General features: G+C 54.9%; 16 protein-coding genes. 10 read left to right on the top strand and 6 right to left on the bottom strand.

From position 1 onward, the window contains the following. Nucleotides 1-65 precede the first annotated feature (65 nt). Nucleotides 66-413, top strand: coding sequence for a PadR family transcriptional regulator (locus SFX18_09735; protein MDX1963423.1), 348 nt, complete (start codon nt 66-68; stop codon nt 411-413). Continuing rightward, nucleotides 413-2,329 (top strand): hypothetical protein, encoded by a 1,917-nt coding sequence (locus tag SFX18_09730; GenBank protein ID MDX1963422.1) that lies wholly within the window; start codon nt 413-415, stop codon nt 2,327-2,329. The genes SFX18_09735 and SFX18_09730 overlap by 1 nt, the downstream gene beginning before the upstream one ends. Here SFX18_09730 and SFX18_09725 read toward each other — a convergent pair. Both SFX18_09725 and SFX18_09720 read right to left on the bottom strand, forming a co-directional pair. Continuing rightward, the gene (locus SFX18_09725; protein ID MDX1963421.1) at nt 2,314-2,862 is read right to left on the bottom strand and encodes a GNAT family N-acetyltransferase; all 549 of its coding nucleotides are present in this window, start codon (nt 2,860-2,862) and stop codon (nt 2,314-2,316) included. The genes SFX18_09730 and SFX18_09725 overlap by 16 nt on opposite strands. A gap of 445 nt (nt 2,863-3,307) precedes the next feature. After that, nucleotides 3,308-5,305 carry a hypothetical protein gene (locus SFX18_09720; protein MDX1963420.1) on the bottom strand — a complete coding sequence of 666 codons (1,998 nt, stop codon included), beginning with the start codon at nt 5,303-5,305 and terminating at the stop codon, nt 3,308-3,310. Between the two features lie 111 nt (nt 5,306-5,416). Here SFX18_09720 and SFX18_09715 point away from each other — a divergent pair, with 111 nt between their 5' ends. Continuing rightward, nucleotides 5,417-7,582 carry a hypothetical protein gene (locus SFX18_09715; protein ID MDX1963419.1) on the top strand — a complete coding sequence of 722 codons (2,166 nt, stop codon included), beginning with the start codon at nt 5,417-5,419 and terminating at the stop codon, nt 7,580-7,582. 421 nt (nt 7,583-8,003) lie between these two features. Beyond that, on the top strand, nt 8,004-9,575 hold the full coding sequence (locus tag SFX18_09710; GenBank protein MDX1963418.1) for a glycoside hydrolase: 1,572 nt from the start codon (nt 8,004-8,006) through the stop codon (nt 9,573-9,575). Nucleotides 9,576-9,707: 132 nt separating this feature from the next. Here the strand turns inward: SFX18_09710 and SFX18_09705 are convergent, their stop codons facing one another. Then, complete coding sequence (locus tag SFX18_09705) at nt 9,708-11,108, bottom strand: restriction endonuclease (protein MDX1963417.1); 1,401 nt, start codon at nt 11,106-11,108, stop codon at nt 9,708-9,710. Nucleotides 11,109-11,256: 148 nt separating this feature from the next. On the opposite strand from SFX18_09705, the gene SFX18_09700 reads away from it, so the two are divergent. The 3 genes from SFX18_09700 to SFX18_09690 are packed head-to-tail and all read left to right on the top strand — an operon-like array spanning nt 11,257 to nt 15,919. Beyond that, complete coding sequence (locus tag SFX18_09700; GenBank protein MDX1963416.1) at nt 11,257-12,756, top strand: DUF1501 domain-containing protein; 1,500 nt, start codon at nt 11,257-11,259, stop codon at nt 12,754-12,756. Beyond that, complete coding sequence (locus SFX18_09695) at nt 12,753-15,389, top strand: PSD1 and planctomycete cytochrome C domain-containing protein (GenBank protein ID MDX1963415.1); 2,637 nt, start codon at nt 12,753-12,755, stop codon at nt 15,387-15,389. Before SFX18_09700 ends, SFX18_09695 begins: the two co-directional genes overlap by 4 nt. 56 nt (nt 15,390-15,445) lie before the next feature. Continuing rightward, entirely contained in the window at nt 15,446-15,919 is a 474-nt protein-coding gene (locus SFX18_09690) for a hypothetical protein (protein ID MDX1963414.1), read from the top strand. Between the two features lie 201 nt (nt 15,920-16,120). On the opposite strand, the gene SFX18_09685 is transcribed toward SFX18_09690, so the two are convergent. The 3 genes from SFX18_09685 to SFX18_09675 all read right to left on the bottom strand — a co-directional run bounded on the left by SFX18_09685 (nt 16,121) and on the right by SFX18_09675 (nt 19,695). After that, nucleotides 16,121-17,374 (bottom strand): pilus assembly protein TadG-related protein, encoded by a 1,254-nt coding sequence (locus SFX18_09685; GenBank protein ID MDX1963413.1) that lies wholly within the window; start codon nt 17,372-17,374, stop codon nt 16,121-16,123. Between the two features lie 127 nt (nt 17,375-17,501). Beyond that, nucleotides 17,502-18,212 carry a hypothetical protein gene (locus SFX18_09680; protein ID MDX1963412.1) on the bottom strand — a complete coding sequence of 237 codons (711 nt, stop codon included), beginning with the start codon at nt 18,210-18,212 and terminating at the stop codon, nt 17,502-17,504. A gap of 397 nt (nt 18,213-18,609) precedes the next feature. Further along, a complete protein-coding gene (locus tag SFX18_09675) occupies nt 18,610-19,695 on the bottom strand; it encodes a lactonase family protein (GenBank protein ID MDX1963411.1) in 1,086 nt (361 codons plus the stop codon). A 1,228-nt stretch (nt 19,696-20,923) separates the two neighbouring features. Between SFX18_09675 and tkt the strand changes: the two genes are divergently transcribed. The 3 genes from tkt to SFX18_09660 all read left to right on the top strand — a co-directional run. Further along, entirely contained in the window at nt 20,924-23,032 is a 2,109-nt protein-coding gene (tkt, locus tag SFX18_09670; protein MDX1963410.1) for a transketolase, read from the top strand. A gap of 510 nt (nt 23,033-23,542) precedes the next feature. Continuing rightward, nucleotides 23,543-24,703, top strand: a complete 1,161-nt coding sequence (locus SFX18_09665) for a hypothetical protein (protein MDX1963409.1) — start codon at nt 23,543-23,545, stop codon at nt 24,701-24,703. Nucleotides 24,704-25,061: 358 nt separating this feature from the next. Next, nucleotides 25,062-25,412, top strand: a 351-nt coding sequence (locus SFX18_09660; protein MDX1963408.1) for an ATP-binding cassette domain-containing protein, incomplete at its 3' end; no start/stop codon positions are given.

The following is a 25,412-nucleotide window of genomic DNA, read 5'->3' as shown; positions in this document are numbered from 1 at the left end:
TAAACTTAAGAGTTCGATACTATGCAATGCATAGTATGCTTGATCTAGCCTAAGGGGGTGCCATAATGAAGCTGGAAAGTGAACTTTTACGCGGGGCGGGGCCGACGGCGGTGTTAAAGCTGCTCTCCTCCGGGGAAATGTACGGTTACCAAATTGTCCAGGCCCTGGCGGAGCAGTCCGCGGGGGTCCTCAACCTGGGCCAAAGCACGCTCTATCCGTTGCTGTATAACCTGGAGGCCAAGGGGTACATCAAATCGCGTCAGGACGAAACGGGGCCCCGGCCCCGCCGGTATTATCGGCTAACTTCGCAGGGGCAGGCGAAGTTGGCCGCTGATGCCCGGCAATGGCAGGCGCTGTTCCGTGGTTTCGAGGCGCTCCAGATCCTGCCGGTTCCCGGCTGGAAGGGGGCGTGATGAGCGCCACCCTGCCCAATTCAGACTGGTTCCCCACATTTCGCAAGTTATGGCAAACGTGGCAAAATACGCGTGTGTCGACGAGGTTGGGAAATACGCTCACCCTGACCGAGCGGACGGATTGGCGGGCGATCATTGATAACGCTGAATTACCGGCCGCGGCGCGGAAAACCATACGCGAAGTTACCCTGCGCACCCGCCTGTGGCGCAGCGAAAAGGCGAGCATCGCGGCGGAGCTGGTCGCGCACTTTGCGGATGGGCTGGAGGCGGGTGTCTCCGCCGAGCAATTGATTGCCGACTTTGGCGATGTGCGCGCGACAGCGCGACTAATGCGCTCCGCCAAACGCCGCTGCCGGCCGCTGTGGTGGCAGGCGTGGTGGTGGGGGAGTCGGGGGTTGGTGGTGCTGGCCGTGCTCTATGTGGTTTATGCCCTATGGCAGGCTTCGCTAGTGCCGCGTATCTCTGTTGATTATTTAGCGCAGTTGAACGCACCCATTCAGGCTCTCCCGCCAGAACAACGCGCTTGGGACGATTACCATGCTGCGCTGGATTTGATAGATTTCCAAACTTTTCCTGCATGGCTGGCTTATGCTTATACAGAAGTCGAGCCTGGTGATCCGGAATGGCCCGAGGTAGTGAAATGGTTGGAAGAGCATGAGGAAGTCATCAAACTGATTGAGCGTGGCAGTGAAAAACCTTACCTGGGTTTGGCACTCTGGCCATCACTTTCTAACTATGATGGAAAAACACAGCAAACTTTTGCGAAATTTCCACTAATTGCAAGGTATCTAAATCAAAAGGACAATCTTCCCCAGAATGCTGATTTTGGAATGAGCAACGCATTTATTTCACCGCATAATAATGTATACAATCTGATCAGACAGATTTTACGCTTGAATTTACAGCGGCAAATCTGGCTTAATCAGCCCGCCCAGGCATTAAACACGCTGCGGGCATTACTCAGGGTCAATTTACAAACGCAGTTAGAGTATTCAGCCTTCATGGTGAGAAGTTCCAGTTTTCATATTCTTTACGATGTTCTTACCCAGGTGCATGGCATTTTACGCGACCGTCCTGATTTTTGGAGTGATGAGGAGCTCATCAAAATTGCCCATCTTCTATCAACGGTGGGGTTTTCCCCCCAGCGGGAACTCGAGCTTAAGCGTCAAGAGTTTCAAGATGCCCTACAGCGTATCTATAGCGATGACGGGCAGGGAGATGGCCAGATTACCGCTGCGGGCCTCGAATTGTTACGTAGACATCAGCATATTAAAGGACAGGACAAGATAAGTGACGGACCGCAGGAGCAATCCCCTTGGACATTGCCTTACCTACAAAGGCTGTATGGAACGCGTCGCTATCAAAGTGATCTGTACGATCAAATCTTGGCAATCACTCAAAAAGCTTTCGATTATCCCACCCAACTAAAAGAGTACCAAGCGGAATATAATCGTCTGCAAAAAACTACTCAATTAAAGTCCGCGCATGGGCAGGATTTTTTAGCTCCATTGAACCCTACTGACAATGTCAGATATCACCGCATTCCCGAGGGTTATCTCATTGGCACGCAAATCGGTATTGCCCTGGAGCTTTACCGTCGCGAAAATGGGGATTGGCCCGCGACACTCGCGGATTTGACCCCGCGATTTATACCCCGCATCCCCCTTGATCCCATGTACGGGGGGAACTTTCAGTACAAAATCGTGGAAGGCCAACCCGTGGTTTATTCGGTCGCGGAGGATGGCGACGACGATGGGGGTAAATTCCTCCCGCGCGAGGGTGTGTCGGGATTCGATCATGCCTGGATGCACTATGCGGCGTTACTGCAAGACCAACCCACGCAGCCCTTGGATTCAGAACCATTGGACTGCGACTGGATCATCTGGACGACCAATCCCATTTACGACTGCAATTGAGTCTTGCGCGTTAACCGATACAGCACATGCTGGCTCAGCGGGTGCTCCGCCGGCAACGCCGGGTGGTGAAAATCCTCCGCCGGGTCGCGCGTCATGCCCAGCTTTTCCATCACCCGCCTCGACGCCACGTTCCCTGGCACGGTGAATGACACCAGTTCCCTCAGCCCCAGCGGGCCAAAGGCGTGCGCCACCACCCCCTGGGCGGCCTCGGTCGCGTAGCCCCGCCCCCAATGATCAAATGCCAGCCGCCAGCCGATCTCCACACAAGGCGTAAAAGGGGCGGTAAAGTTGGGGACGCTTAGGCCCACGAACCCGATAAACGGCGCAATCTGGGGAATTTCCACCGCAAATAACCCAAACCCATGCTGATCAAAATGCTGGCGGATGCGCGCCGCGCGGGCGTCGCTGGTGGCGCGGTCCAGGACGCCCGGCAGATAGCGCATGACGCGTGGGTCAGTGTTAATCGCGGCGAAATGGGGCAGGTCGTCATCCCGCCAGAGTCGCAGAATGAGACGCGGGGTGGTGAGGGTCATGGTAGAAGACAGCGTCCCGCTGCCGTGGGGGCTGTTTGGTATTGTGGGATTTTCAAGAGTAAGAGCGATGTGGGGAATAAATTCCAGAACGGCACGGGGACCGTGCCTACTACGTTTGTTACACGGCACGGGGACCGTGCCTACTACGATGAGTTTGGAAAGTAGCAGGCAGCGTCTCGCTGCCGTGGGGGCTGGTTGAGTGTGAAGGGATTTTCAAGAGTAAGAGCGATTTGGGGACTAAATTCCAGAACGGCACGGGGACCGTGCCTACTACGTTTGTTACACGGCACGGGGACCGTGCCTACTACGTTTGTTATACGGCACGAGGAGCGTGCCTACTACTTTTGTTATACGGCACGAGGAGCGTGCCTACTACTTTTGCTATACGGCACGAGGAGCGTGCCTACTACGTTTGCTATACGGCACGGGGACCGTGCCTGCTACTTTATTTCACTTCGCCCACAAAGATTTCACCGCCAGCACGGATTGTAAGCTTGCCTCCCAGCCATTCTTGTTCGATTAGCGGCGCACTATCTCTTGCGTTATCCTTCTCAGTCACGGTTTGATACACATATTTCGCGTGGTCGGCCCAATCGTGCCGTTGGTCATTTCGCCAAACGCCGGTTTCTTGTACCACGGCGTCAAAGGCTAGCTTTACTGTTTGACCCTGACTGCCGGTGTATTCCACGACACCATCAGCCAGTCCGGACAGATCAACCCGCGATGTTGCCAGCACCGCCCGTACAAAAGCGGCATAATCGGCGTGGTCCGGCGCTTCGCCAATCTCCACCGCGATTCCGCAGTATTCGCCCCCTTGCCCTTTGGCCGCGACGATGTGATGCCCCGCCCAGGAAGCCCCCTCTTTTTCATCCGCGAGCAATTGCTGGGTCCATTTTTTATCCACTGCGGGCTGGCTGAGGTGAATGGGGCGCAGCGCGATCCAAGTTTGCTCCCCGCGCAAGAACGTCACGCCCCCTTGGGCCTCGACCTGAATACTATCGGGAAAAAGCCACACCCAGGGCGCGTCACCTGGCTGGGCTAGCCATAGGCCCACATTCCGATACTGGGCACAACGATTTTCCCCCGCGACTTTTCCGCGTTCATAACGGGCAGAGCCGGCAAACCGCGGGTCCGGACCGGGGACGCCCTGGATGGCGAGAGCGCCGCGTTTTTCGTCGGCCAGGAGGATTTTCCAGCCGTTGGTCGCCGTTTGACCCGGGGAGGTGCCATTGACGAGTGAGCCAAATTGATACGTCCGGCCAAAAAAGTGGGTTTCAAAAGATTCTGGCGGCGAGGTTAAATCAGGCTTTGTGGAAGCGGTATAAACTGGTTTGCTGGCTAGAATCTCCACGGGTTTAGGAAAGTTTTTTCGCGCCAGGTGGACCACGGCCGCGGGGGGGCGGTAGCCGCTGGTCAGCGCGTGGACTTCGTCGGACTCAAAACGCGTATTGGCCAGCGGCGTATCGCCAAAGTACAGCCAGAGCATGTTCGCCGCGCTGCCGCCAAACGGTTGGGCGTGATTGTAATCGCGATTGCCGGGTCCATTGAACGCGCCGCGATAGTATTTGACCGCGCCGATCGCGCACATGTAGTCCAGGCAGGCCTTTGCCGCGGCGCGCACTTCCTGGTCCTTGGCAAAGTCATAGAGATTAAGAAGCGGCGAGAGCGAGTGCCCATGATAATTCTCGGAGTCCCATTCGCCCATGCCGACGCGATAGAGCGCGTGGGCGTAGCCGAGCAGAATCTTTTTGTATTGATCGCGGGTTTGGGCGTTGCCAGTTTCTTCGGCCATCAGATAGACCGCGCTCACGCGCATGAGAAACAGATTTTCAGTGTTGCGGATATCGACCCAGCTATTGCGGGCGTCGGGGCCCCAACCGGGACCGTTCCCTTTGAACGCGGGATGAGGCCGGTTCAGTGGGTCCTGCGCGGTCCAGGCTTTAGCTCCAGCGAACATGCGCGATTTGTATTCTGGGGCAAAGAGTTCGCCGCACAGAAAATATTTGCGTATTTGATGTTTCAGCGTAAAGCAGGCGTAGTAGTCGATGCCCGCGGTCGCGGAGTGCCACTCTTTGGCTTGGGCGTCCTCTCGCTGCAACTCCGCAATCGCCGTGTCGCGGTCCCCGGCCACAACATGCGCCAGCAGATAGCCATACGCCCGCTTTTCGTTTTCAAAATAAGTACGGCCCCCCAGGCCGGCGGCGCGGTTGGCGGCGCATTGAGCTTGCAAGACGCGTTGGCCGCGTTCTTGAAATTCGCTTTCCCACTCGCTAGGCCAGTGGTTCCGCGGTTCTTGTGGAACGATGCGGGGAATGTCCTGTGCGAAAAGCGGGACCCGCGTCCAGTGGATTTGGAACTGAAAAAGAAGTAACCCACACCAGAGTAAAAAAATCTTCGTCCTTACAGGCGTGGCACGGTTCATCAAATGTTGACGGCGATTCATGCAAGCGTCTCTCCCCGGAACAAGAATTTTTTTCTTGATCTTGCTATGATGTTAGGGTATGAATTTTAGTGTAAGTGTGCCTAACTCCGTTGACAACCAAACTATCATCACATGAATAAGTTACTCGCGATTATGCTAACCGTGTGTTGCTGGAAAGCTACTGTTTTAGCCGAGGATATCCTCATCGCCGATTTTGAAGGGGAAACTTACGCTCCCTGGAAAACGACCGGCGAGGCTTTTGGACCGGGGCCGGCGCGGGGCACGCTGCCGGGACAGATGCAGGTGAATGGATTTCATGGCCAGGGACTGGTGAATACGTTTTATAAAGGGGACGACGCCACGGGTACCCTGACTTCGCCCGAGTTTAAAATCGAGCGAAAATTTTTGGCGTTTCTGATTGGCGGGGGCAAAAATCAAGACAAACTCGCATTACAACTGCTGATCAAGGGGAAGGTTGTTCGCAGCGGGACGGGGCTTAATAACCAGGCGGGGGGGAGCGAGCAACTTGAGCAACAATCCTGGGATGTGGGCGAATTCGCGGGTCAAGCCGCGATTTTGCAAATTGTGGACAACGCCCAAGGAGGCTGGGGACACATTAACGTGGATCATATCGTCCAGACTGACAGCCGGCCCGCGGGGCCGCAACTGGACGCCGAGCGGCAGTTCACCGCGAATGTCCGCTATTTAAATCTGCCGATAAAAAATGGGGCGGCCAAGCGCGTGGTGACCTTGCTGGTAAACGGCCAGCCCGTGGTGCGCAACGAGATTGAACTGGCCGATGGGGCCGCCGATTGGTGGGCACCGCTGGATGTCAGCGCCTGGCCGGGAAAAGAATTGACGTTGCGGGTTGATCGCTTGCCAGCCGATTCAACGGCGCTGAGTGCAATTATTCCCAGCGAAACGCTTCAGGACGCCGACCAGCTTTATCAGGAACCATTGCGCGGGCAATTTCATTTTTCACCTCGCCGCGGTTGGAATAACGACCCCAACGGTTTGGTCTATTATAATGGCGAATATCATCTCTTTTTTCAGCATAATCCGTATGGCTGGGGCTGGGGTAACATGCACTGGGGGCATGCGGTCAGCAAGGACCTGGTGCATTGGCGGGAATTAGGGGATAAGTTATTGCCGGACGAAATGGGGCCCATGTTTAGCGGCAGCGCGGTGGTCGACGGAAATAATTCCAGCGGCTTAGGTAAAGACGGAAAGCCTCCGCTGGTTTTGATCTATACCGCCGCCGGCAATCCCACGGTCCAATGTATCGCCTCTAGCACGGATGGGCGCGCATTTGCAAAATACGCCGGCAACCCGGTGCTGCGGCAAATCACCGGCGGCAATCGCGACCCCAAAGTCTTTTGGCACCATCCCACCAAACGCTGGGTGATGGTGTTGTATGTCGAAAAAGACAAACGTCATACCGTTCACTTTTTTACCTCGCTTAACCTGCGCGAGTGGACGTTGGCCAGCATTACCGAGGGAGACCCGGTCGGCCAACCCTACTTGTATGAATGCCCGGACTTTTTTGAATTGTCCGTGGATGGCAATTCGGAGATCGCCAATAATACCAAATGGGTGTTGCTGGCGGCGAATGGGTCCTACGCCACGGGGACTTTTGATGGCATGCGCTTTACGCCCGAGCAGCGCAATTTGCCCGGACATCGCGGAAAAGGGTGTTATGCGCCCCAGACGTTTAGCGATATTCCGGTAACTGATGGCCGAAGAATCTACATCGGGTGGTGGCAAACCGAAACGCCCGGCATGCCCTTTAACCAAAGCATGACCTTGCCGTTGGAATTGCGTTTGATCAGCACCGCAGAAGGTCCGCGGTTGACGTATACGCCAGTGCGAGAATTAGCGGCGCTGCGCGCTAAATCGCACCGCCAGGAGGGGTTAACGCTCCGCCCCGGTGATAAAAACCCGCTGGCGGACTATAGCGCGGAATTGGTGGAAATTCGCGCGGTAATTGAACCAGGCAACGCACGGGAAATTGTGCTCAATGTACGGGGAGTGCCGCTTACTTACTTTCCCCAAACAGAAGAAATGCGGGTGGAAGATCGCCGCGCTCCCGCGCCTCTCCGCGATGGCAAATTGCAGCTCACGGTTTATTGTGACCGGACCGGGCTAGAAGTTTTTGCCAGTAACGGGCTGTGCTACATGCCCCTGCCTGTCAATCTTTCGCCAGAGAAACGGGGGTTGTCGCTGGAGGTTCAAGGGGGGACAAGCCAGGTGCATGCGTTGGAAATTCACGAGTTGCGTTCGGCTTGGCAAGAGCGGTAGGGCTTTGCCATGACAAAGCGTTTTAGCCCTGGCTCTCCCCGGATGTGCGGCGCGGATATTGGTCAGAATTGGTTATTCATCCAGTCTAACAGCGGGTCAGAAATGGGGCACACTGTTATTTCTGGCGAGGGATGTCCTGGTCAACCCCGCGTTTTTGTTCTCTCGTGGTAAAAAATAATGCGACCAGGTTTTTCAAGGATTTTTGGATATTTCAACCATGATTTGGGCTATGATGGAATTTGTTTATCATTGCGGTTGGGGAACTTTTTTGAAAGTTGCCGCGTCTAAGGGCCCCGTGCAATCATGTTTGAGATTTTTTGGCAATGTTGATTGTTTTTACAAGAGTAACAGTTTTTATACCAGGCCTGTTACATCCCCCCAATTTCCCGCCATTCTTATCTCCATTCAATAGGCCGCATTAATGATTCACCTCCTGCTAAAAAATCCCTCACGTCTCTTGCCCGTGGGGGTAATCGTGGGCATCCTTAGTCTGCTGTGTCCGCCAGCGGCGGCGCGGGCCGACTATACAACCCGCATCGATAGCCAGTCGAACCGGGGAACTTGGGACGGTTGGGGCACGTCACTGGCGTGGTGGGCCAATGTTTTTGGCAGGCGGACCGATCTGGCAAATATCCTGTTTACTCCCCAAACGACAACGCTTAATGGGCAGCAGCTTCCCGGTTTGAATTTGAATATTGTCCGCTACAACTTGGGGGCCAGCAGTAACGTCCCCGCCAATGGCGAGCGGATGGTCGCTTCGCCAAATATCCCCCCATTTAAACAAATTCAGGGCTACTGGCTGAACTGGAATAGCACCGACCCCGCGTCATCCAGCTGGAACTGGAACCTGGACGGAAACCAACGGTCGATGCTACAGTTTGCCAAAGCCCGCGGCGTGAATCATTTTGAGTTGTTTTCCAATTCGCCGATGTGGTGGATGCTGTACAACCACAATCCCTCTGGCAGCCCGACCGGCGCGACCGACAATCTGCAGTCCTGGAACCACCAGCAACACGCCGTGTATATGGCGACGGTCGCCAAGCGGGCCAAAGACAATTGGGGGATCACGTTTGACTCGGTTGCGCCATTTAATGAACCTTCCGCCAATTGGTGGGTGGCCAATGGCACCCAGGAGGGGGCGCATTTTGACCGCTCCACCCAAGCCACGGTGATTAACCATTTGCGCAATGAACTTAATGCCCGGGGTCTGACGAACACGGTGATCGCGGCTTCCGACGAGTCCTATTTTGACCAGGCGACGACCACGTGGAATTCGTTTGACTCAATGACGCGATCCGCCGTGGGGCGCGTGAATGTGCATGGTTATCAATACGGCGGGGGCCGGCGGGATTTGCTACACGCGGCGATTGCCGGGAAGGAACTGTGGAATTCGGAATATGGCGAAAGCGACGCCAGCGGAATGTCCCTGGCTTCGAATTTAAATCTCGACTTTCGTTGGTTGCAAATGACGGCCTGGTCGTATTGGCAGCCATTTGACAGTGGCGGTTGGGGGTTGGTGCAGAGCAATCCCGGGGACAACTGGATCGGCAATGCCAATCCCAAGTACTTTGTACTGGCCCAATACACGCGGCATATCCGGCCAGGCATGACGATCCTGGATAGCGGGGACGGAAACACGGTCACCGCCTATGATCCCGTGGCGAATAAGCTGGTGCTGGTCGTCACGAACTACGGCACGCCGCAATGGATCACGTTTTCCTTAGACGATTTTGCCAGCGTGGCGGATGGTCCCGCAAAGTACTGGCGCACCATCACCGGGGGAAATGAGTTTTATCGCCCTTACGATAATCTGACAGTCAGTAACGGCCAAGTCCGGCTGTGGTTTCCGGCCAATACCGTGCAAACGATCGAAATACCCAACGTGTACCTGACGGCGGTGCCAGAGCCGGGCGTGGGAGCGTTGCTGGCGATGGGGGTGTTGCTGGGCATATGTGTCTACACAAAAGGTCTAGTCCGCCGAATGGTGACTTAGCCGGGCGCGGGTGTTTTGATCGGAGTTTAAGTCTAGGATAACACAATCACTTTCGCCTAGGCTCCCGGTACCCGCTGCGTATTCTCGGACAGTACCAAGATTAACTTTAAGTCAGATGGGTATCATTTTCATTCAGCCGCTCATTGCACGACTAATTTGCGCAAGTTTTCTCAGTAGGGTTTGTGTGGATACGCGAGTATACAAACTCTCGCCGCGTGTAACTCCCAAGCCACAGATAAGTTCGGACGTGAGAAAGTCCACAGTCATGCGAATCGTGGATAAAGGATGTTCGCAGCCTAAAATGAAAAATAAGGAATCCGTATGCAATGCGCCTGGTCGATCCTGATATTTTAAAACTGCGGCGAAAACTTTATATGCAATTTGCATCAACTCTCCTTGACTTTCTGATTGACTAAGTAAATCGCTCAATACGCTTTCGTCAGTTTTGCCGCCACCATCAAATAACTGGCGTAGACCGTCTAGCGTAAAAGCGGATCTGGCGTGTGCGATGAGCAACTCGTGTAGTTCTGGAACGCTTAGCAGCCGCACTTGATGGGATTTCGCGAATTCTTCCAAGTTTCCTCCAGCAAAAGCAGCGCCCAGCACCATTACAAAATCAGCACTCGCTCGTTGTTTTTGTTGTAACAGTACATTAATGTGCACATCGTTTTGCTGAACTATTCCTGATGTACGACTTTTGGAGTCAATTACCACTCGATACGATTTTTCCCCCATGTTCGCAAAAATCAGCACATCGGGATTTCCCGATCCGCTGATTAGTTGCGTGTCGAAGCCGAGAAATTGAAATGCGGCTTCCGTTACCACCTCGAAATCCCGGCCATCACCTCCGATCGTGGCCATGCTCTGCAACCGATCCGCTAATTCCTGTACTGATTGCCCATACGGCGGGTGCAGTAGTTCTATTTCAGTTTTCGCAGGGACTGAATTACAGTTGGCACTGATTTCGTTGGCGACTTGCAATCGCCGGTAAGCGTTAAAACCGGCTTCGGTCAAGCGATATTCGGTGCCTTCACGTTCCACACACCCTAAGCTTCTTAGCCAATACATGCGAAAGCTAGATTGATTTGGGCTAGTCCAATTCACATCTAAAGTTTGTGTCAAATGATTACTTAGTTCCTCTGAACTTTTAGGACCGCTACTCAAGCATTCCAATAACTCGGCATAACCCAAGCAAATGGAATATTTAAGGTCGATGATCATTTGTTGTGCGTTCGCTATATTCGTTTCGTATGTTGATAACAACGCTGTGCCAGTCGGGGTGAGTTTGCAAATATCGTGTACTTGTGTCCATAATTCTAGTCTGGCGAGTGTGGACAATTGGGAATTGATAGCGGAGCGGCTAGTTACTTGTGGGAATTGCCGCATCATCCAATCCACTAACCCCTCGGATGTAGAATCGTTATCTCTAATCTGTTTTAGTATGAGTACAAGGGTGTCAAAATAGCGTTCAACTCCCCCAGGCAAGGCGGATTCAGAAGCATATTTGCTTGTGGAGCTTAGTGCTATTGTCATGAATTTTGGCTAAAAAAGATTTTTCCTCATGCTGCAATCAAGCCATTTTTTACAAATCGCTCTTTAAAGTCAATTTAGTTTCCTGGATAATATCAATATTCTCCCCTCAAGATAAGCCGTGCTTAACCTTAACCCCATGCCTTTCTCTATGCTCCCCCCTTCCCGCCGCGATTTCCTTTCCCGCCTGGGCTGTGGCTTTGGCGCGCTGGCGTATTCGGCGTTGGCCTCGGCCCAGGTTCGTGCGGCGGATACCGGAACACCTACCACTGCGGGCACCGCAACCCCACCCGCGCACGGGGCCGCCCGGCAGCCCGTCATCGACCCGCTCCGTCCCTATGCCCCCCGCCCGCCCCATTTTAACCCACGGGCCAAGTCGGTTATTTTTCTCTTTATGGTCGGGGGGCCATCGCAGATCGACACGTTTGATTACAAGCCCACGTTGCAAAAGCTAAACGGCCAGCCGCTGCCGGATTCCATTAAATCCGCCATCGCCGCGACCAAATTTGCCAATGTCACCCACGGTTGCAAGGAAGAACTGTTGGCTAGCCCCTACAAGTGGAGCCAGTATGGCCAAAGCGGCCTATGGGTGAGCGAGCTTTTCCCCCATGTGGCCAAACATGTGGACAAACTTTGCTTGATTCATTCCCTGCAGGCGGATTCTAACAATCACGCCCCCGCCAGTTATCAGTTGCACACGGGCGATGTCCGCGCCGGAAAGGCAAGCCTGGGTAGCTGGACCACCTATGGCTTGGGATCGGAAAATCAAGACTTGCCCGGTTACGTGGTGCTGTTTGACGCGGGGCCGCTGGGCGGGGCGAATAATTACACCAATGGTTTTTTGCCGGCGGCGTTTCAGCCGACCCGGCTGCGGGACCAGGGGACGCCGGTGCTGGACCTCTTGCCGCCGGAGGAATTTGCCCCGGGGCAGCGCGCCAGTTTGGATGCCTTGCGCGAATTAAATTTGCGTCATCGCCAGACACGGCAGGGCTTTACCGAATTTGACGCCCGGCTGGCCAGTTATGAATTGTCGTACCGCATGCAGGCCAGCGCGCTGGCGGTGGGAAACCTGGCCGAGGAAACCGCCGCCACGCAAACCGCTTATGGCCTGGATCATGGCGAAGAACGGACCCGCAATTTTGGCCGCAAATGCCTGCTGGCCCGGCGGTTGGTCGAGCGTGGCGTGCGCTTTGTCCAGTTGTACGATATGCCGGACAAGGATGGCTGGGACGCGCATGACAGCCTGACAAAAAACCACACGCCCCGCGCGCTCTGGACCGATCAACCCGTGGCCGCCCTGCTCGAGGATCTCTCGCAGCGCGGCCTCTTGGACGAGACGCTGGTGATCTGGGCCAGCGAATTTGGCCGCACACCGCTCATGCAGGGGAACAACGGCCGCAACCATAATTCCGCGGGGTTTACCATTTGGATGGCAGGGGGCGGGGTAAAGCCGGGCCAGCGGATCGGCGCGACCGACGAACTGGGCTACATGGCGGTGGACCAACCAATCCATTTTCGCGATTTGCACGCCACCATTTTAGCGGCATTGGGCCTGCACTGCGACGATTTGTTTTTTACGACCAGCGGCCGGGACGAACGGCTGACCGGCGTGGCGGGAAGCGCAAAAATTATTCCGGGGGTGCTGGCATGAGCAAATATCTTCATCACCTGGGATACAATTTTTGGCTGGCACTGCTGATTTTTTACGGTAGCGGTCTTTTTCTTTTCGCGGTGGCCATCGCTGAAGACGCAGCGGTCGAACCGGCGGCCGACTCTGCAAATAACGCCTCCATGGCCAGTTCGGAGGTTCCCCAAGAAAAAGATTACACGCCCGCGCAAGTGCGGCAGTTTGTCCAGCAGGTGCGGCCGCTCTTGGCTAGTCGGTGTTTTGCCTGTCACGGCGCGGAAAAAGCCGAAGGGGGGTTGCGGCTGGATACGCGTGACGCGGCTTTGGCGGGAGGAGACAACGGCCCCTCGGTGGTCCCTGGTTCGGTGGAAAAATCGCTGCTCCTTACGGCGATCAACCACGCCAACGTGGACCTAAAAATGCCGCCCAAGGAAAAGTTATCGGTTAAGGAAATCACGTTATTGGAACAATGGATCAGGGATGGCGCGGCATGGCCGGCGGAAGAGGTTGTGCGGGAAAACGGGAACCCAATGCCGCAGGGGGATCCTCAAAATACGGCGCAAGCTACCTCGCCCGGCGAGGCTGTGGCCACAGCCGGTAGTGCCTTGGAAAATCCGCAAAATCCCGTCACGGTGCGGTTTTTGGGAGAACGGCTCGATCTATGGTCCTTAAAGCCAGTTCTGCCGCAACCCGTGCCACGTCATGTGAATCCCTGGATCGTTAACGACATCGATCAATGGACTTTTACGCGACTGGTCGAACAAAAAATTCCTCCCCCGCCACGGGCCGACGCCCGCACGTTGATCCGGCGACTCTATTTAGATCTAACGGGATTGCCTCCCACGCCGGAGCAACTGCGTGGATGGATGGAGAAATTTGAGCAGGCGGACCAGTCAGCCAAACAGGATTCTGTCGCAACTAGACAAGTGTGCGAGGCTCTGGTCGATGATTTACTGTCCAGTCCCCGCTATGGCGAGCATTTTGCCCGTATGTGGCTGGATGTGGTTCGTTATAGCGACAGTAACGGTTTTGACTGGGACGAATTTCGCCCCCAGGCGTGGCGCTATCGTGATTATGTGATCCGCTCTTTTAACGCTGATAAACCGTACGATCAATTCATCCGCGAGCAGCTTGCCGGGGACGAACTGCTGGCTGGTCCGCCGCAATCCCCCGCCGAACAAGATTTTCTCTTGGCGACGGGCTATCTGCGATTAGGCCCCTTTGACAATGCCGCGCCGCTGTTTAATGAACAAGACCGCAGCCGGGCCGAGTTATTAGCCGACCTGACCGAGACCACCGGCAGCGCGTTTCTGGGTCTGACCCTTAGTTGTTGCCGCTGCCACGACCACAAATACGATCCGCTCTTGCATGCCGACCATTACCGCCTGCGGTCATTCTTTGCCGCGGTCAAATTTGCCGACGACCTGCCGTTGGACCTGGCCGCGGAACAAGACGCGCAAAATCAGCACAACGCCGCCCTGGACGAACGCCTGCAGCCTTTGCGGGACGAACTGACCAAGCACGAAAAAGCTCCCGAAGGAGAAACCGACTCGGCCAAAGCCACCCGCGAGGCGGCATTGGCCGCCACACGGGAAAAAATTGCCGCGATTGATAGTGAACGACTCCAGCCCACGTTGGGCCTGCTCATGACGGATCAACCGGCGGAAGTCCCCACGCTGCATGTCCTGGCCAACGGCGACCACATATCGCCCCAGGCCGCTGTGCAACCGGGATTTATTTCCGTTCTAGATCCCCAACCCGCCAGCATTTCCACTCCGGCTCATGGGCGTACTACCGGCAGGCGGCTGGCCCTGGCGAATTGGATCGCCTCCCCCACAAATCCCCTCACCGCACGGGTGATGGTCAATCGTGTCTGGCTGCAAATGCTGGGGCAGCCGCTGGTGGCCACGCCCAACGATTTTGGACTGGCGGGATCGCGGCCGGTTGATCAAGAGCTATTAGATTACCTAGCCGACCGTTTTATAAAGGAAAATTGGTCGGTGAAACAACTGGTGCGTCACATAGCCACCAGCGCAACCTATTGTCAGACATCCACTTATGGAGAAGCGGCGTATCCCCTGCGTAATCCGCGGCGATTGACGGCCGAGCAACTGCGGGACGCCCTGTTGCAAACCAGCGGTCTGCTAACGGATAAAACCGGGGGAGCTCCGGTGTGGCCGGACTTGCCCACAGAAGTGCTGGAAGCGAATCCGGCGTTTTTGGACGACAATGCGGAGAAGACCAAGGGGTGGTATCCCTCGCCAGCGGCGGAGCAAGGGGCGCGGAGCGTGTTTCTCATTCAAAAGCGAACCGTGCGAGTACCGCTAATGGAAGTGTTGGACTTGCCGGATAATAGTGTCTCTTGCGCGCGGCGCAATGTTTCGACGGTGCCGACACAAGCGTTCAGCCTGTTAAATAGCCCGTTGGCGGTGGAGGCGGCGCGGGCCTTTGCCCGGCGGGTGGCGGAGGAGACGACCAATAGCGAACCAGGACGCCCCGATACTATCCGGCAGATTCAAACAGCGTTTTCACTGGCCTTGCAACGCGAGGCGGACGCGGCGGAACTGGCAATTTGCGAAAAGCTACTGGCGGAGCGGTCGCTCGAGGAACTTTGCCGGGTGATCCTCAATTTGAATGAGTTTGCGTACGTGGAGTGAGGATCAATTACAAATTACAAATGGAAAAATTAATACAGTGAGTAGGAGTTGTCTCAATGCAAGAAAACACTCTTGAAATGTTGCATCAAGATGGTGTGTTGACGTTTAAACTTGTAAAGGGAGGATATTGCATTGATGACAACTATCTATCTATTTTCGCTAAATGTAAAAACATAGACTCTGATAGCTATCCGGATATTGCATGGTTTCAAATACGTCATTGTTCCATAAATGGAAGTCTTATGGTTGGAAGCTGCTTTGCATGTGAGGGAGGTTTGCTAATCGATGAAGCAGAGTTCGATGAAGAAGAACTTACTTTGGAACTAACTCCAACTGCTAGTGCTTATTTTGGCTTTCATCCTCAATTCGTGAATTTAAAATTCACGGTCACTGAAATTCGTGGTACCACGATTGTGTTCAAGCTCGAAGCCGAACATGATGACACTAATTACTACGACAGCCGAGCTAAACCATGTACTTCTAGAGGTGTATTTGTGTTAAATACGATTTCCAGTAAAGAGTTATGGTGACCGAGATACTTACGCCGCCATTTATTTATCTGAGAACCACTGCACGAGATGTCTAGTACACTGTTACACACAGTCCGCACTTTCAGCGGGGCCAGTGCTGCGCACGTGCCCCCTCCCCCCGCTCCCCCGCTCCCCCGCCCCTCCGCACCCCTGCCCCTCCGCTCCCGCGCTTCGCCTACCAATCAAGCTCTCTCCCACTACCTACCGTACCAGCCGCACCGGCGAGTACAGAAAATAGCTTGTCCCTTGGGTGGTGCTGGGGATGCCCCCTTTGACGACCAGGCGCGCGGGTTGAATCATGACTTTTTTGCTGGACATGCTCCCCGTCAGCTTGACATTCAATAGACGCACGCCCGCAAACTTTACGATGGTGTAGGTGGCGTTATTTCCCGGGCCGACCACCGTGCGAAAGATCGGAATGATCCGGGGCTGGCCAATAATGCTGGCCAGCTCGTCTTTGACGCCCGCGCTAATGCCCGTGTCGCCGTTGAGGGTCAATTCGCCGGATTCGTTTAGTTTGAGGGGTTTGCCCAGGGCTTCCAGATCCGCGGGGCTGATGCCATCGACAATTTGGCGGGCGATGTCATTGGTGCTGTTGTTTCCGCCGCCGATATCGACCGTGCCGCGATTACCGGGCGAACCGGTTCCTTGTGGGTAGAGGTTGACTTCCAGCACGCCATCGGATCCGCTGGTAACATTGCCCGTGGCTGGGTCGTAAGAATAATTGTCGCTGCCGTTTCCGTTCATTAGCGCATTCCAGGTCACTTCATCCAGGGCAAAGGGGAGGATTTGTAGATTTCCCCCGCCCCCGCTAGAGATCTCAAATCCGCCAAAGTTATTGTTGAGCGCGGCCGTGGCGGTGGCGGACATGGTTTGTCCCGTGAGTCCCCAAATCCGCGAGAAAAACAACGGCACTTCGCCGTTTTGGTTGATGCCGCGATTCACCGTGACCTGCACGGCGTTAAATAGCTGGGAGTTATTAAAACTCCACGCGCAGGCGGGATCGGACGGGTTGGATAAATATCCTATCACGATATCGCCGGATTGACTGTTGGAAGTGTTCGCATCCAGGGACGGGCCGGTGTTGCAAACCGTGTTCAACAAGGAATAGGATTGGGCCTGGGCGCGGGCGGCGGTGATTTCCGCCTGCATGTCAAAGTCAAATTTGACGGCGTTGTTGTTTAATAAATCCCATCCCGCCGCCAGGGCGGCCGCATCCGCGGTGCGTTGCAATTCCGTGCGGGCCATCGACAAATACCCCAAATCGACGGCAAACGCCACGCATCCCAAGAGACCCACCAGCAAAAACAACGTCAGCATCATCACGTTGCCTGCGCGTTTGGCATGCTGGCTCAGTTGCCGATACGGGTGGACGCGGGACAAGCGTTGATGTAGCGAAAGCGGCGGGTCGCGATCCAGCAATTCTTCGTTAACCCGTGGATAGGTCGCGGTCATGACAAAAAATCCTAGTGAAAAGTAATGAGTCTAACGCAGCGCGGCCCCTGGGAAAGTTAACAATTGACAGTTGGCAAGAAGTTTTCGCGCGGCTCCCTGGGTTTCGCGAGGGAGCCCAGGGGTGTGATCATTCCTGTTCGTGCACAATCAACGGCTGGGATTGCTCGTCCACCAGGGTGGTCCCCGCGTAACGCCGGACGCGCGTGATTTTTAGCGAATGCACGCGATTCGACGCGAACCCGATGCCGGATTTGGCTTGGGAATGCGCCGCGGAATAATTGTTGAGGTGATTTTGGCCGGCTTCCGCCGAGACCGACAGTCCTGAGCTAAAATCCCCCCACGTCTGGGAAGTCACGTCCCTGACCGACCACGTCACGTTGTCATCATGCAATTTCATTCGCATCGTCCAGCGAATCGTTTCTGAATTATTGGCCAAAGCCCCGCGGTTGGAGTGGTTTTGAACCGCGACGAGCTGATCTCCGTTCCATACTTGCAGTTGAATGCCGCCAGGGGAAAATTCGGGTTGACTATGGCAGTTTAACTCCAGCACGGCATGCAGATGGTCCAGTGTGCCGTCCGTGGACATCACGCAGGAGATTTGTGGAGCGGTGATATTGGGGTCGGGGTTATGCACCACCAACTCCCAATCCTCCTCAATCATGGTGACATTGACCGCTGGCTCCGAGGATTGGCACGGCGGGGATAGTGACAGCCAGGCCCCCCAACACAATAGGCCCAGCAATATCCCCGGGAACAGCTTTTGTCGCGGAGCAGTGATTCCCCATTGGCAAGGCTGGAAACACAACACAGTCCGGCAATCCCGACGACAAGCGGGCATGGCTGACTCCCTTTGGCGGTAATCTGCCCCGGACAAGATAAGTTGGGTGTTGTTCACGGTACGTTTTATCGCGCCGGGACAACCAAGTCGGATGATCCAGAACAGGAAATTCCGCACCCAATTCAAACCGTAGGTCAAAAAACGACCGAGTCAAATTTCGCGTCAAAGAATTTTACCCGGCGCGGGTTGGCGCAGGCAAATGCTGCTAAAAGGAAACACTCATCGAGTGACAACATACTACGGAATTAACACCAAGGGATGCGGGATAGTCATCAACCGGGTTAAGCCGCACAATTTGTCCGAATGGAGTGTTTCTAGGCCTAGATCGGGGGCAGTGCTGCGCACGTCGCCCCCGGCACCCAACGGAAACTATCTTTTAAAAATTCGTAATTTGCAATTAATTCCCAAACACCACGCACACCGGCTTATCCACGGTCACGCGGTTGTCCGTCTCGCTCAGCTTGCCGTTTGCGGGATCAATGGCAAAGACCACCACGCTTTGCGAATCCTGGTTTGCCGCCAAGAGCCATTTGCCACTGGAATCGATGTTAAAGTTACGGGGTGTCTTCCCCCCTGTCAGGGCGTTTTGGATCAGTTTTGGCACGCCCGTTTCATCCAGGGCATACACGGCGATTGTGTCATGGCCCCGGTTCGACGCATATAAAAATTTGCCATTCGGATGGGCGACAATCTCCGCCGTGCTCATGTAATTTTTACGCTGTTCCCCCGCGGGCAGGGTGCTGACCACGCCTTGCTCTTTGCCGGTTGCCGTCGCCGCGTCCCAGTCAAAAGTGGTCACCGTGCAAAGGAGTTCGTTCAGGATATACAGCTTTTTGCCATGGGGATGAAAGGCCAAATGACGCGGTCCACTGCCGGGAGAGACAGAAAGCGACTTATCTGGGTGGGGTGTCAGCTTTCCCGCGGCCGCGTCCAGTTCATACACCAGCACCTGGTCCATGCCTAGATCACAGGCCAGAACATATCGCTGATCGCGACTCAACCGCGCGCAATGGGCGTGTGGTTCTTTTTGGCGATCGGGGTTGACACTGGATCCCGCGTGCTGGTGAAACGAGCTTTCCGGCCCGATCGAGCCATCCGGCAACAATTTGTAGGCGATCACACTGCCGCCGGTATAGTTAGCCGCGACCAGCGTCCCGCCGGTTTTGTCGACGCTGATTTGGCAGGGGGCCGCTCCCTTGGATGTCACTTCATTCAAGGGCTTCAGCGTGCCGTCATCATGAATGGCAAAGGCGTTGATTGCGCCGCTGTTTTCCCCTTTGTATTGATCCAGTTCCTGGACCGCGTACAAGTATTTGCCATTGGGGTGCAGGGCTAAAAACGACGGACTGGCGATCTTGGCCGCGAGTTTTGGTTCGCTCAGTTTGCCCGTGGCGTCATCAAAGCGGCTGACATAAATTCCCTCGCTGGTGTCACCGGTGTACGTACCAAACCAGACCCAGCGCTCGGCGGCGGATGTAGGCATATGGAACAAATTTCCCGTCAGGAAAGCGCACAGTAATGTAAAAAGCAATGAAATTTTACGGGCCAACGGCAATCTCGCAGCGGATATGTGACACAGCATACAACAGACTCCCCCAAAAATGAATTGGCCAAAACGCCCCCCGGAGGCGGACATTATGCCAAATTTAGCCCAAAAAGGCCAATTCCCGCCCCTGGCTGCCCCCAAAATCCACGGCAATTCGGCAAGAAATCTTTTAACTTCGGGTAAGATGCTCACAAGGTTAATTGATGGTTTGAATGCTGTATGTTACCCAACCCGTTTTAAATTAACGGAGAGGAGGTCGGCGGGGCAGTTTTTTGCCGCCAATTGATTATTTGGCCGGGTAAATTTAAACTCAACTGGCATCGATCAACTGTTTTTGTGGAACCGCGTTATGGCACGCAAACAAAAATCGGGACAACCAGGTACAGCGGAAAAAACACGGTCCACGCTCCCCGGGGTACGCGCGCTGGTATCGACGTCCGGTGCTAACAAACATTCCACAAAAAATCCCGCTCAATCAGCCAAAAAAGCGCAACGACCGCTTTCCAAAAAAATCACCCCCTTAGCTGCTGGCAATTCACGGACCAGCCTGGGCAATGCTCGAAAGAGCCTGGCGGCCTTCCCCTCCCCAACCCTACCCCGCGTACGAGCGGAAAATAATCGCCCGGGATCCCCCTTTGCTCGCGCCAAGTCCGCCGAAACACAACTATTTTTATTTGATCCGCAGGGAGAAAATCCCCCCCCATCGGCCTCCCGCGGCAAATCCCAGCGGACCGGCAAAACAGCCAAAATCCTACCGAAGTCAAAAAAACAGGTACGAGAGTCCCGGTCCAGCACGCTCCGGGGGAAGAAAACAGCCGCTGGCTCAGCAAAAAAACAAATTCTCCCCGGGCCTCGGGCTGATGTGGCGGGTCGAGGAAGTCCAACAAAAGCCAGTGGGGGACTTTCCGGGCCAAAGACAACTATTCAACAAAAATCGTCCCTCCCGACGACCCGGGGGCGAAAAATGGCCGCTAAACCGCCTGGCACGAGATCTAAAAACAAGCTGCCAAAAAAGCTGACGCCAGCCCGCCACTTACACGTGGCCTCCTCCACCACCAACCTCCGAATTGGCAAAAAATTGCCCGCAGTTGCCGTCAATCTTGTTGATCAAAAATCCACTCCCTTATCCCCCGCGACTTTGCAGTCGCCCACTCTTGAATCTTCGATGTCGACCACCCTTTCTTCCGCCGCTGTCAGTTCCACTCCCTCCCGGCCCAGTATCGAGCAACTGGCGATTAACACGATTCGGACGTTGTCCATGGATGGCGTCCAGGCGGCAAATTCCGGCCATCCCGGCACGCCGATGGCCCTAGCTCCCGTGGCGTATACCCTGTGGCAAAACGAGATGCGCTACGACCCCGCCGCCCCTAATTGGCCCGCGCGCGACCGGTTTGTGCTTTCCTGTGGGCATGCGTCGATGCTGTTGTATTCGATGCTGCATCTGGCCGAAGTGCGGCAGTTGGACGCCGCTGGCCAGCCGACGGGGGAACTGGCTTGCCCTATTGAACATGTGAAGAATTTTCGTCAGTGGCACAGCCGCTGCCCGGGCCATCCCGAACATTATGAAACCTCCGGGGTAGAGACCACCACCGGACCCCTCGGCCAGGGCTGCGGCAACAGCGTGGGGATGGCGATTGCCTCGCGGTGGCTAGGCGCGCGGTTCAATCGGCCTGGTTTTAGGCTGTTTGACTATAACGTGTACGTGATTTGCAGTGATGGCGATTTGATGGAAGGGGTCGCCTGCGAGGCCGCCAGTCTGGCGGGGCATTTGCGGCTGGATAATCTGTGTTGGATTTATGACGATAACAAGATCACAATCGAGGGAGAAACCGACCTGGCTTTTTCCGAGGATGTCGGCCGCCGATTCGAGGGGCTGGGCTGGAATGTGGTGCATGTGGCTGACGCCAATGACCTGGACGCCCTGGCCGGTGCGTACCGGTCGTTTCACTCCTGCCAGAATAAGCCCACGCTCATTATCGTGCGCTCGGTTATTGGCTATGGCTCACCGAATAAGGCCAACACGCATGGCGCGCATGGCGCGCCGCTGGGTCCGGATGAAGTCAAACTGACCAAGCAAGCCTATGGCTGGCCGGACGACCAGACATTTCTGGTTCCCGACGAAGTGCGTGAGCATTTTCGCCAGGGGGTGCAGGCCCGGGGCGAACGCCTGCATGCCACGTGGCAAAATCAATTTGCCGATTACACGCGCAAATATCCCGAAGCCGCGGCGGAATGGCAGATGATTGACCGCGGGGAATTGCCCGCAAATTGGGCGAGCGAAATTCCTGAATTTGTCGCCGATGCCAAGGGACTGGCCACCCGCGTGAGTGGCGGCAAGGTACTGAACGCCGTGGCGCGGCAGGTGCCGTGGTTGATTGGCGGTTCGGCCGATCTGGCCCCCTCCACCATGACGCTGTTGACGTTTGACGGCAATGGCGGAGACTTTGACGCTCATAACTATGGCGGGCGAAATTTTCACTTTGGCATTCGCGAACATGCCATGGCCGCTGCTCTGAACGGCATGGCCCTGTGCAAGGTCCGTCCCTACGGCGCGACGTTCTTTGTCTTTTTTGATTACTGCAAACCAAGCGTGCGGCTCAGCGCGCTGGGCAAACTGCCGGTGATTTATATCTTTACGCATGATTCGATCGGCGTGGGTGAGGACGGCCCCACCCACCAGCCGATCGAGCACCTGGCCGCCGCGCGGGCGATTCCCAACCTGATCGTGCTCCGCCCCGGCGACGCGAACGAGGTTTCCGCCGCCTGGCGGACGATCATGCCGATCAAGGACCGGCCCACGCTATTTGTATTGACGCGGCAAAACCTGCCGACGCTGGATCGGACGAAATACGCCAGCGCCGCGGGGACCGCGCGGGGAGCGTATGTGTTGGCCGACGCGCCGCAGGTGGCCCAAACGGCGAATGGCCTGCCCAGTGTGATCCTTATTGGCACGGGGAGCGAGCTTAGCTTGTGCGTGGAAGCGTATGAGAAACTGGCTGCGGCGGGCGTGGCAGCGCGGGTGGTCAGCATGCCCAGTTGGGAACTCTTTGAGGCGCAATCGGCGGAGTATAAAGAGAGCGTGCTTCCCGCCGCGGTGACCGCACGGGTGGCGTGCGAGGCGGGCTGCAAATTTGGTTGGGAGCGGTATCTCGGCAGCCGCGGGATTTTTATCGGGATGAACGGTTACGGGGCCTCCGCTCCGGCGGGGACACTGTACAAGAACTTTGGCATCACGACGGACGGGATCGTGGCCGCGGCGCAGTCGCTGGTGTAGGTTTTGTAGGAGGCGAGTCCGTCGCCGAAGAGGCGGGTTGGTATTTTGGTGGCAGGTATTTGGTGGTGCGACTCTGTCGCCGAAGAATTTTGTTTGTAGGAGGCAACTCTGTTGCCGAAGAAGTAGGCTGGTATTTGGTAGGAGGCAACTCCGTGGGCAAACAGCAGCATGTAGGAGGCAACTCCGTTGCCGAACAGCACCGAGTTGCCGAAGTAGCGTGTTATCGCTGCGTGGCGCAGGAACAAAGATCGTAGGGTGGGGCCAGCCGCCGTCGCGGAATGCCATTTTCGCCCAGTCCCACCTGGGCGATTTTCCAGATAGTGAATAGCAACAAAAGGTGGGACAGCGCAGGCATCCATAAACCAATAGCTAACGTATTTGCTGCTTGTTCCACCCTATGGAACTTTACTCAGTCCTGTTGATAAGCTATCCAAGTACTTAAGCATGCGGGATTTTAGTCCTAAATCGAAAAGATTCACGCATTTCGCCGAGCAAATCTTGCCATCGCGAATGTTGCGCTGGTTGGTGGTGTTGTCGTTGTTGTTTGGATTGGCATTGTTCACTGGTCAAAGCGGCAGAGCGGGCGAGCCAATCATTGATGATCCTTTTCCCAGTCCTCCGGTTGTCCCCAAAAATCCCAGATACAGAGCCGATCTTGTTCAGTATGTCCCCGTCGATCCAAAGACGCCCATACCTATCATCCAGGCTACTGTCATCCGTCTACCTGTGCCAAAACCCCAGCTTGCTGGATTGACAACACAGAAATCGCGTTTTATTTACGATAATGTCAGGGATGGATTTATTGCCCGGGACAGCGAGGGACTGGAAGGCACGCCGAACCTGGTTTACGGAAGGCAGGATAAGCTCGTGGGCGTGTTGCCAATGGATTGCCCTGAATTTTTTGCATGGTTTTCCAGCGGTAATCGTTATGCGCTCATCAAGCTTTATCATGATGGGGTAGACTTGGCTATCTGGGATTGCTGGGCCGGGAGACTCGTTTCCCGCCGGTCTTTTGGCGAGCGGGATGACTTTAGAATTACCAAGGTTTTTTCATTGCCCGGGGAACGTTTTCGCGTGTTAGCGCGCGATGGCTGGGCGGAAAGCAACAGTTACGATATTGATGCTAGCAGCGGTCTTTACACCAAGTTAAACATTCCCCACTGGGTTGTGACCGCGCCGTGGTTTTCGCCCTCCGCCGCCATAATCTGCGCGTATCAAAAAGATAGCACGCAAACTGAAGCCCAACTTTTTAACTTTGAAACCGGCATGGAAAGCACGGTGGATAATTTGCGATTAGAGGAGTACATCTCGGGACTTTCGGATGATGGCACGCTAGTTATGACGCGAGAGAACAGCAGGGTATCAATTATCTCTAGTGATCGGAATAATAAATTACCGAAGGATTTCGATTCTTTGAGTGGCTATAAAATGTTTGTGTCGGGCAATCGAATGTTGTTGGTGACAGATGATCGGGAAATTCTGCTGTGGGATTTTAAAGCGGGCCGTTACTGTGGCAAACTTGAATCAAAAATCATGCAAGAAACGCTGGGTAACAACTACCTCGCACATGCGTTTATTAATAATGCTATGGATGTTGTGGTATTCGTGTTCATAAAATCAAAAGAAGACTATCTGCGTGAAACTGGATTTTTCGTACTTTTGAAAATGTAAGGACTTCATAATTGGATTCTTGCCCATAGCATTTTCAATCCTGTTATTAGCAAACCAAGTCAAAATTTCGCTTAACCAACCTACTTTCTCGCATAATAATCTTCATGCTACCGCGATCCAGCGATTCCCTCCAAGAGTCGATTTAAGGCATCCGGAAACCTTTTGCGGGCCGTTGGACCTTGTAATTGTTTTTTTCGTTAATCTAGCTAGACGCTGCGCTTGCCATAGGCTGGGATGTTTTGGGGCCGTTCGCCCAGATGCATAGCCAAAATAGCCATATTTAGGTAAAATTACACGGTATTTTACTACGGGCAAAAGCCTTTACTACGTTTATCACACCCCCCAGGCAGCTTTCCGCATGGCCGTGCTGTTACAAATCAAAAACGCCCACAAAAGTTACGGCGATCAGATTCTCCTGGACGGAGCGGAGGCGACGATCACCGATGATGAAAAAGTGGGCTTTGTCGGGCGGAACGGCGCGGGCAAAAGTACGCTGTTAAAAATCTTGCTCGGCGAGGAGGAGTTGGACAAAGGGGAAATCATTCGCCATCCCAAGCTGCGGCTGGGGTACCTGCGCCAGCATGATCCGTTTATCCCCGGCGAGACCGCGCTGGAGTTTTTATTGCGCGATAGCGGCCAGCCGGACTGGAAATGTGGCGAAGTGGCGGGGCAGTTTGAGCTTAAAGGGGCCTACCTCGAGGGGCCGGTG

It is taken from the genome of Pirellulales bacterium (genome assembly GCA_033762255.1).
Classification (GTDB): Bacteria; Planctomycetota; Planctomycetia; order Pirellulales; family JALHPA01; genus JANRLT01.
The sequence above is the reverse complement of the archived record's forward strand: the minus strand, read 5'-3'. Positions and strand labels throughout refer to the sequence as shown.

Coding starts and splice junctions, on each gene's coding strand:
- SFX18_09725 (MDX1963421.1), bottom strand. CDS start 2,862: ATGACCCTCACCACCCCGCGTCTCATTCTGCGACTCTGGCGGGATGAC.
- SFX18_09710 (MDX1963418.1), top strand. CDS start 8,004: ATGATTCACCTCCTGCTAAAAAATCCCTCACGTCTCTTGCCCGTGGGG.
- SFX18_09715 (MDX1963419.1), top strand. CDS start 5,417: ATGAATAAGTTACTCGCGATTATGCTAACCGTGTGTTGCTGGAAAGCT.
- SFX18_09730 (MDX1963422.1), top strand. CDS start 413: ATGAGCGCCACCCTGCCCAATTCAGACTGGTTCCCCACATTTCGCAAG.
- SFX18_09735 (MDX1963423.1), top strand. CDS start 66: ATGAAGCTGGAAAGTGAACTTTTACGCGGGGCGGGGCCGACGGCGGTG.
- SFX18_09665 (MDX1963409.1), top strand. CDS start 23,543: ATGTTGCGCTGGTTGGTGGTGTTGTCGTTGTTGTTTGGATTGGCATTG.
- SFX18_09695 (MDX1963415.1), top strand. CDS start 12,753: ATGAGCAAATATCTTCATCACCTGGGATACAATTTTTGGCTGGCACTG.
- SFX18_09705 (MDX1963417.1), bottom strand. CDS start 11,108: ATGACAATAGCACTAAGCTCCACAAGCAAATATGCTTCTGAATCCGCC.
- SFX18_09720 (MDX1963420.1), bottom strand. CDS start 5,305: ATGAATCGCCGTCAACATTTGATGAACCGTGCCACGCCTGTAAGGACG.
- SFX18_09675 (MDX1963411.1), bottom strand. CDS start 19,695: ATGCCTACATCCGCCGCCGAGCGCTGGGTCTGGTTTGGTACGTACACC.
- tkt (MDX1963410.1), top strand. CDS start 20,924: ATGTCGACCACCCTTTCTTCCGCCGCTGTCAGTTCCACTCCCTCCCGG.
- SFX18_09700 (MDX1963416.1), top strand. CDS start 11,257: ATGCTCCCCCCTTCCCGCCGCGATTTCCTTTCCCGCCTGGGCTGTGGC.
- SFX18_09690 (MDX1963414.1), top strand. CDS start 15,446: ATGCAAGAAAACACTCTTGAAATGTTGCATCAAGATGGTGTGTTGACG.
- SFX18_09685 (MDX1963413.1), bottom strand. CDS start 17,374: ATGACCGCGACCTATCCACGGGTTAACGAAGAATTGCTGGATCGCGAC.
- SFX18_09680 (MDX1963412.1), bottom strand. CDS start 18,212: ATGCCCGCTTGTCGTCGGGATTGCCGGACTGTGTTGTGTTTCCAGCCT.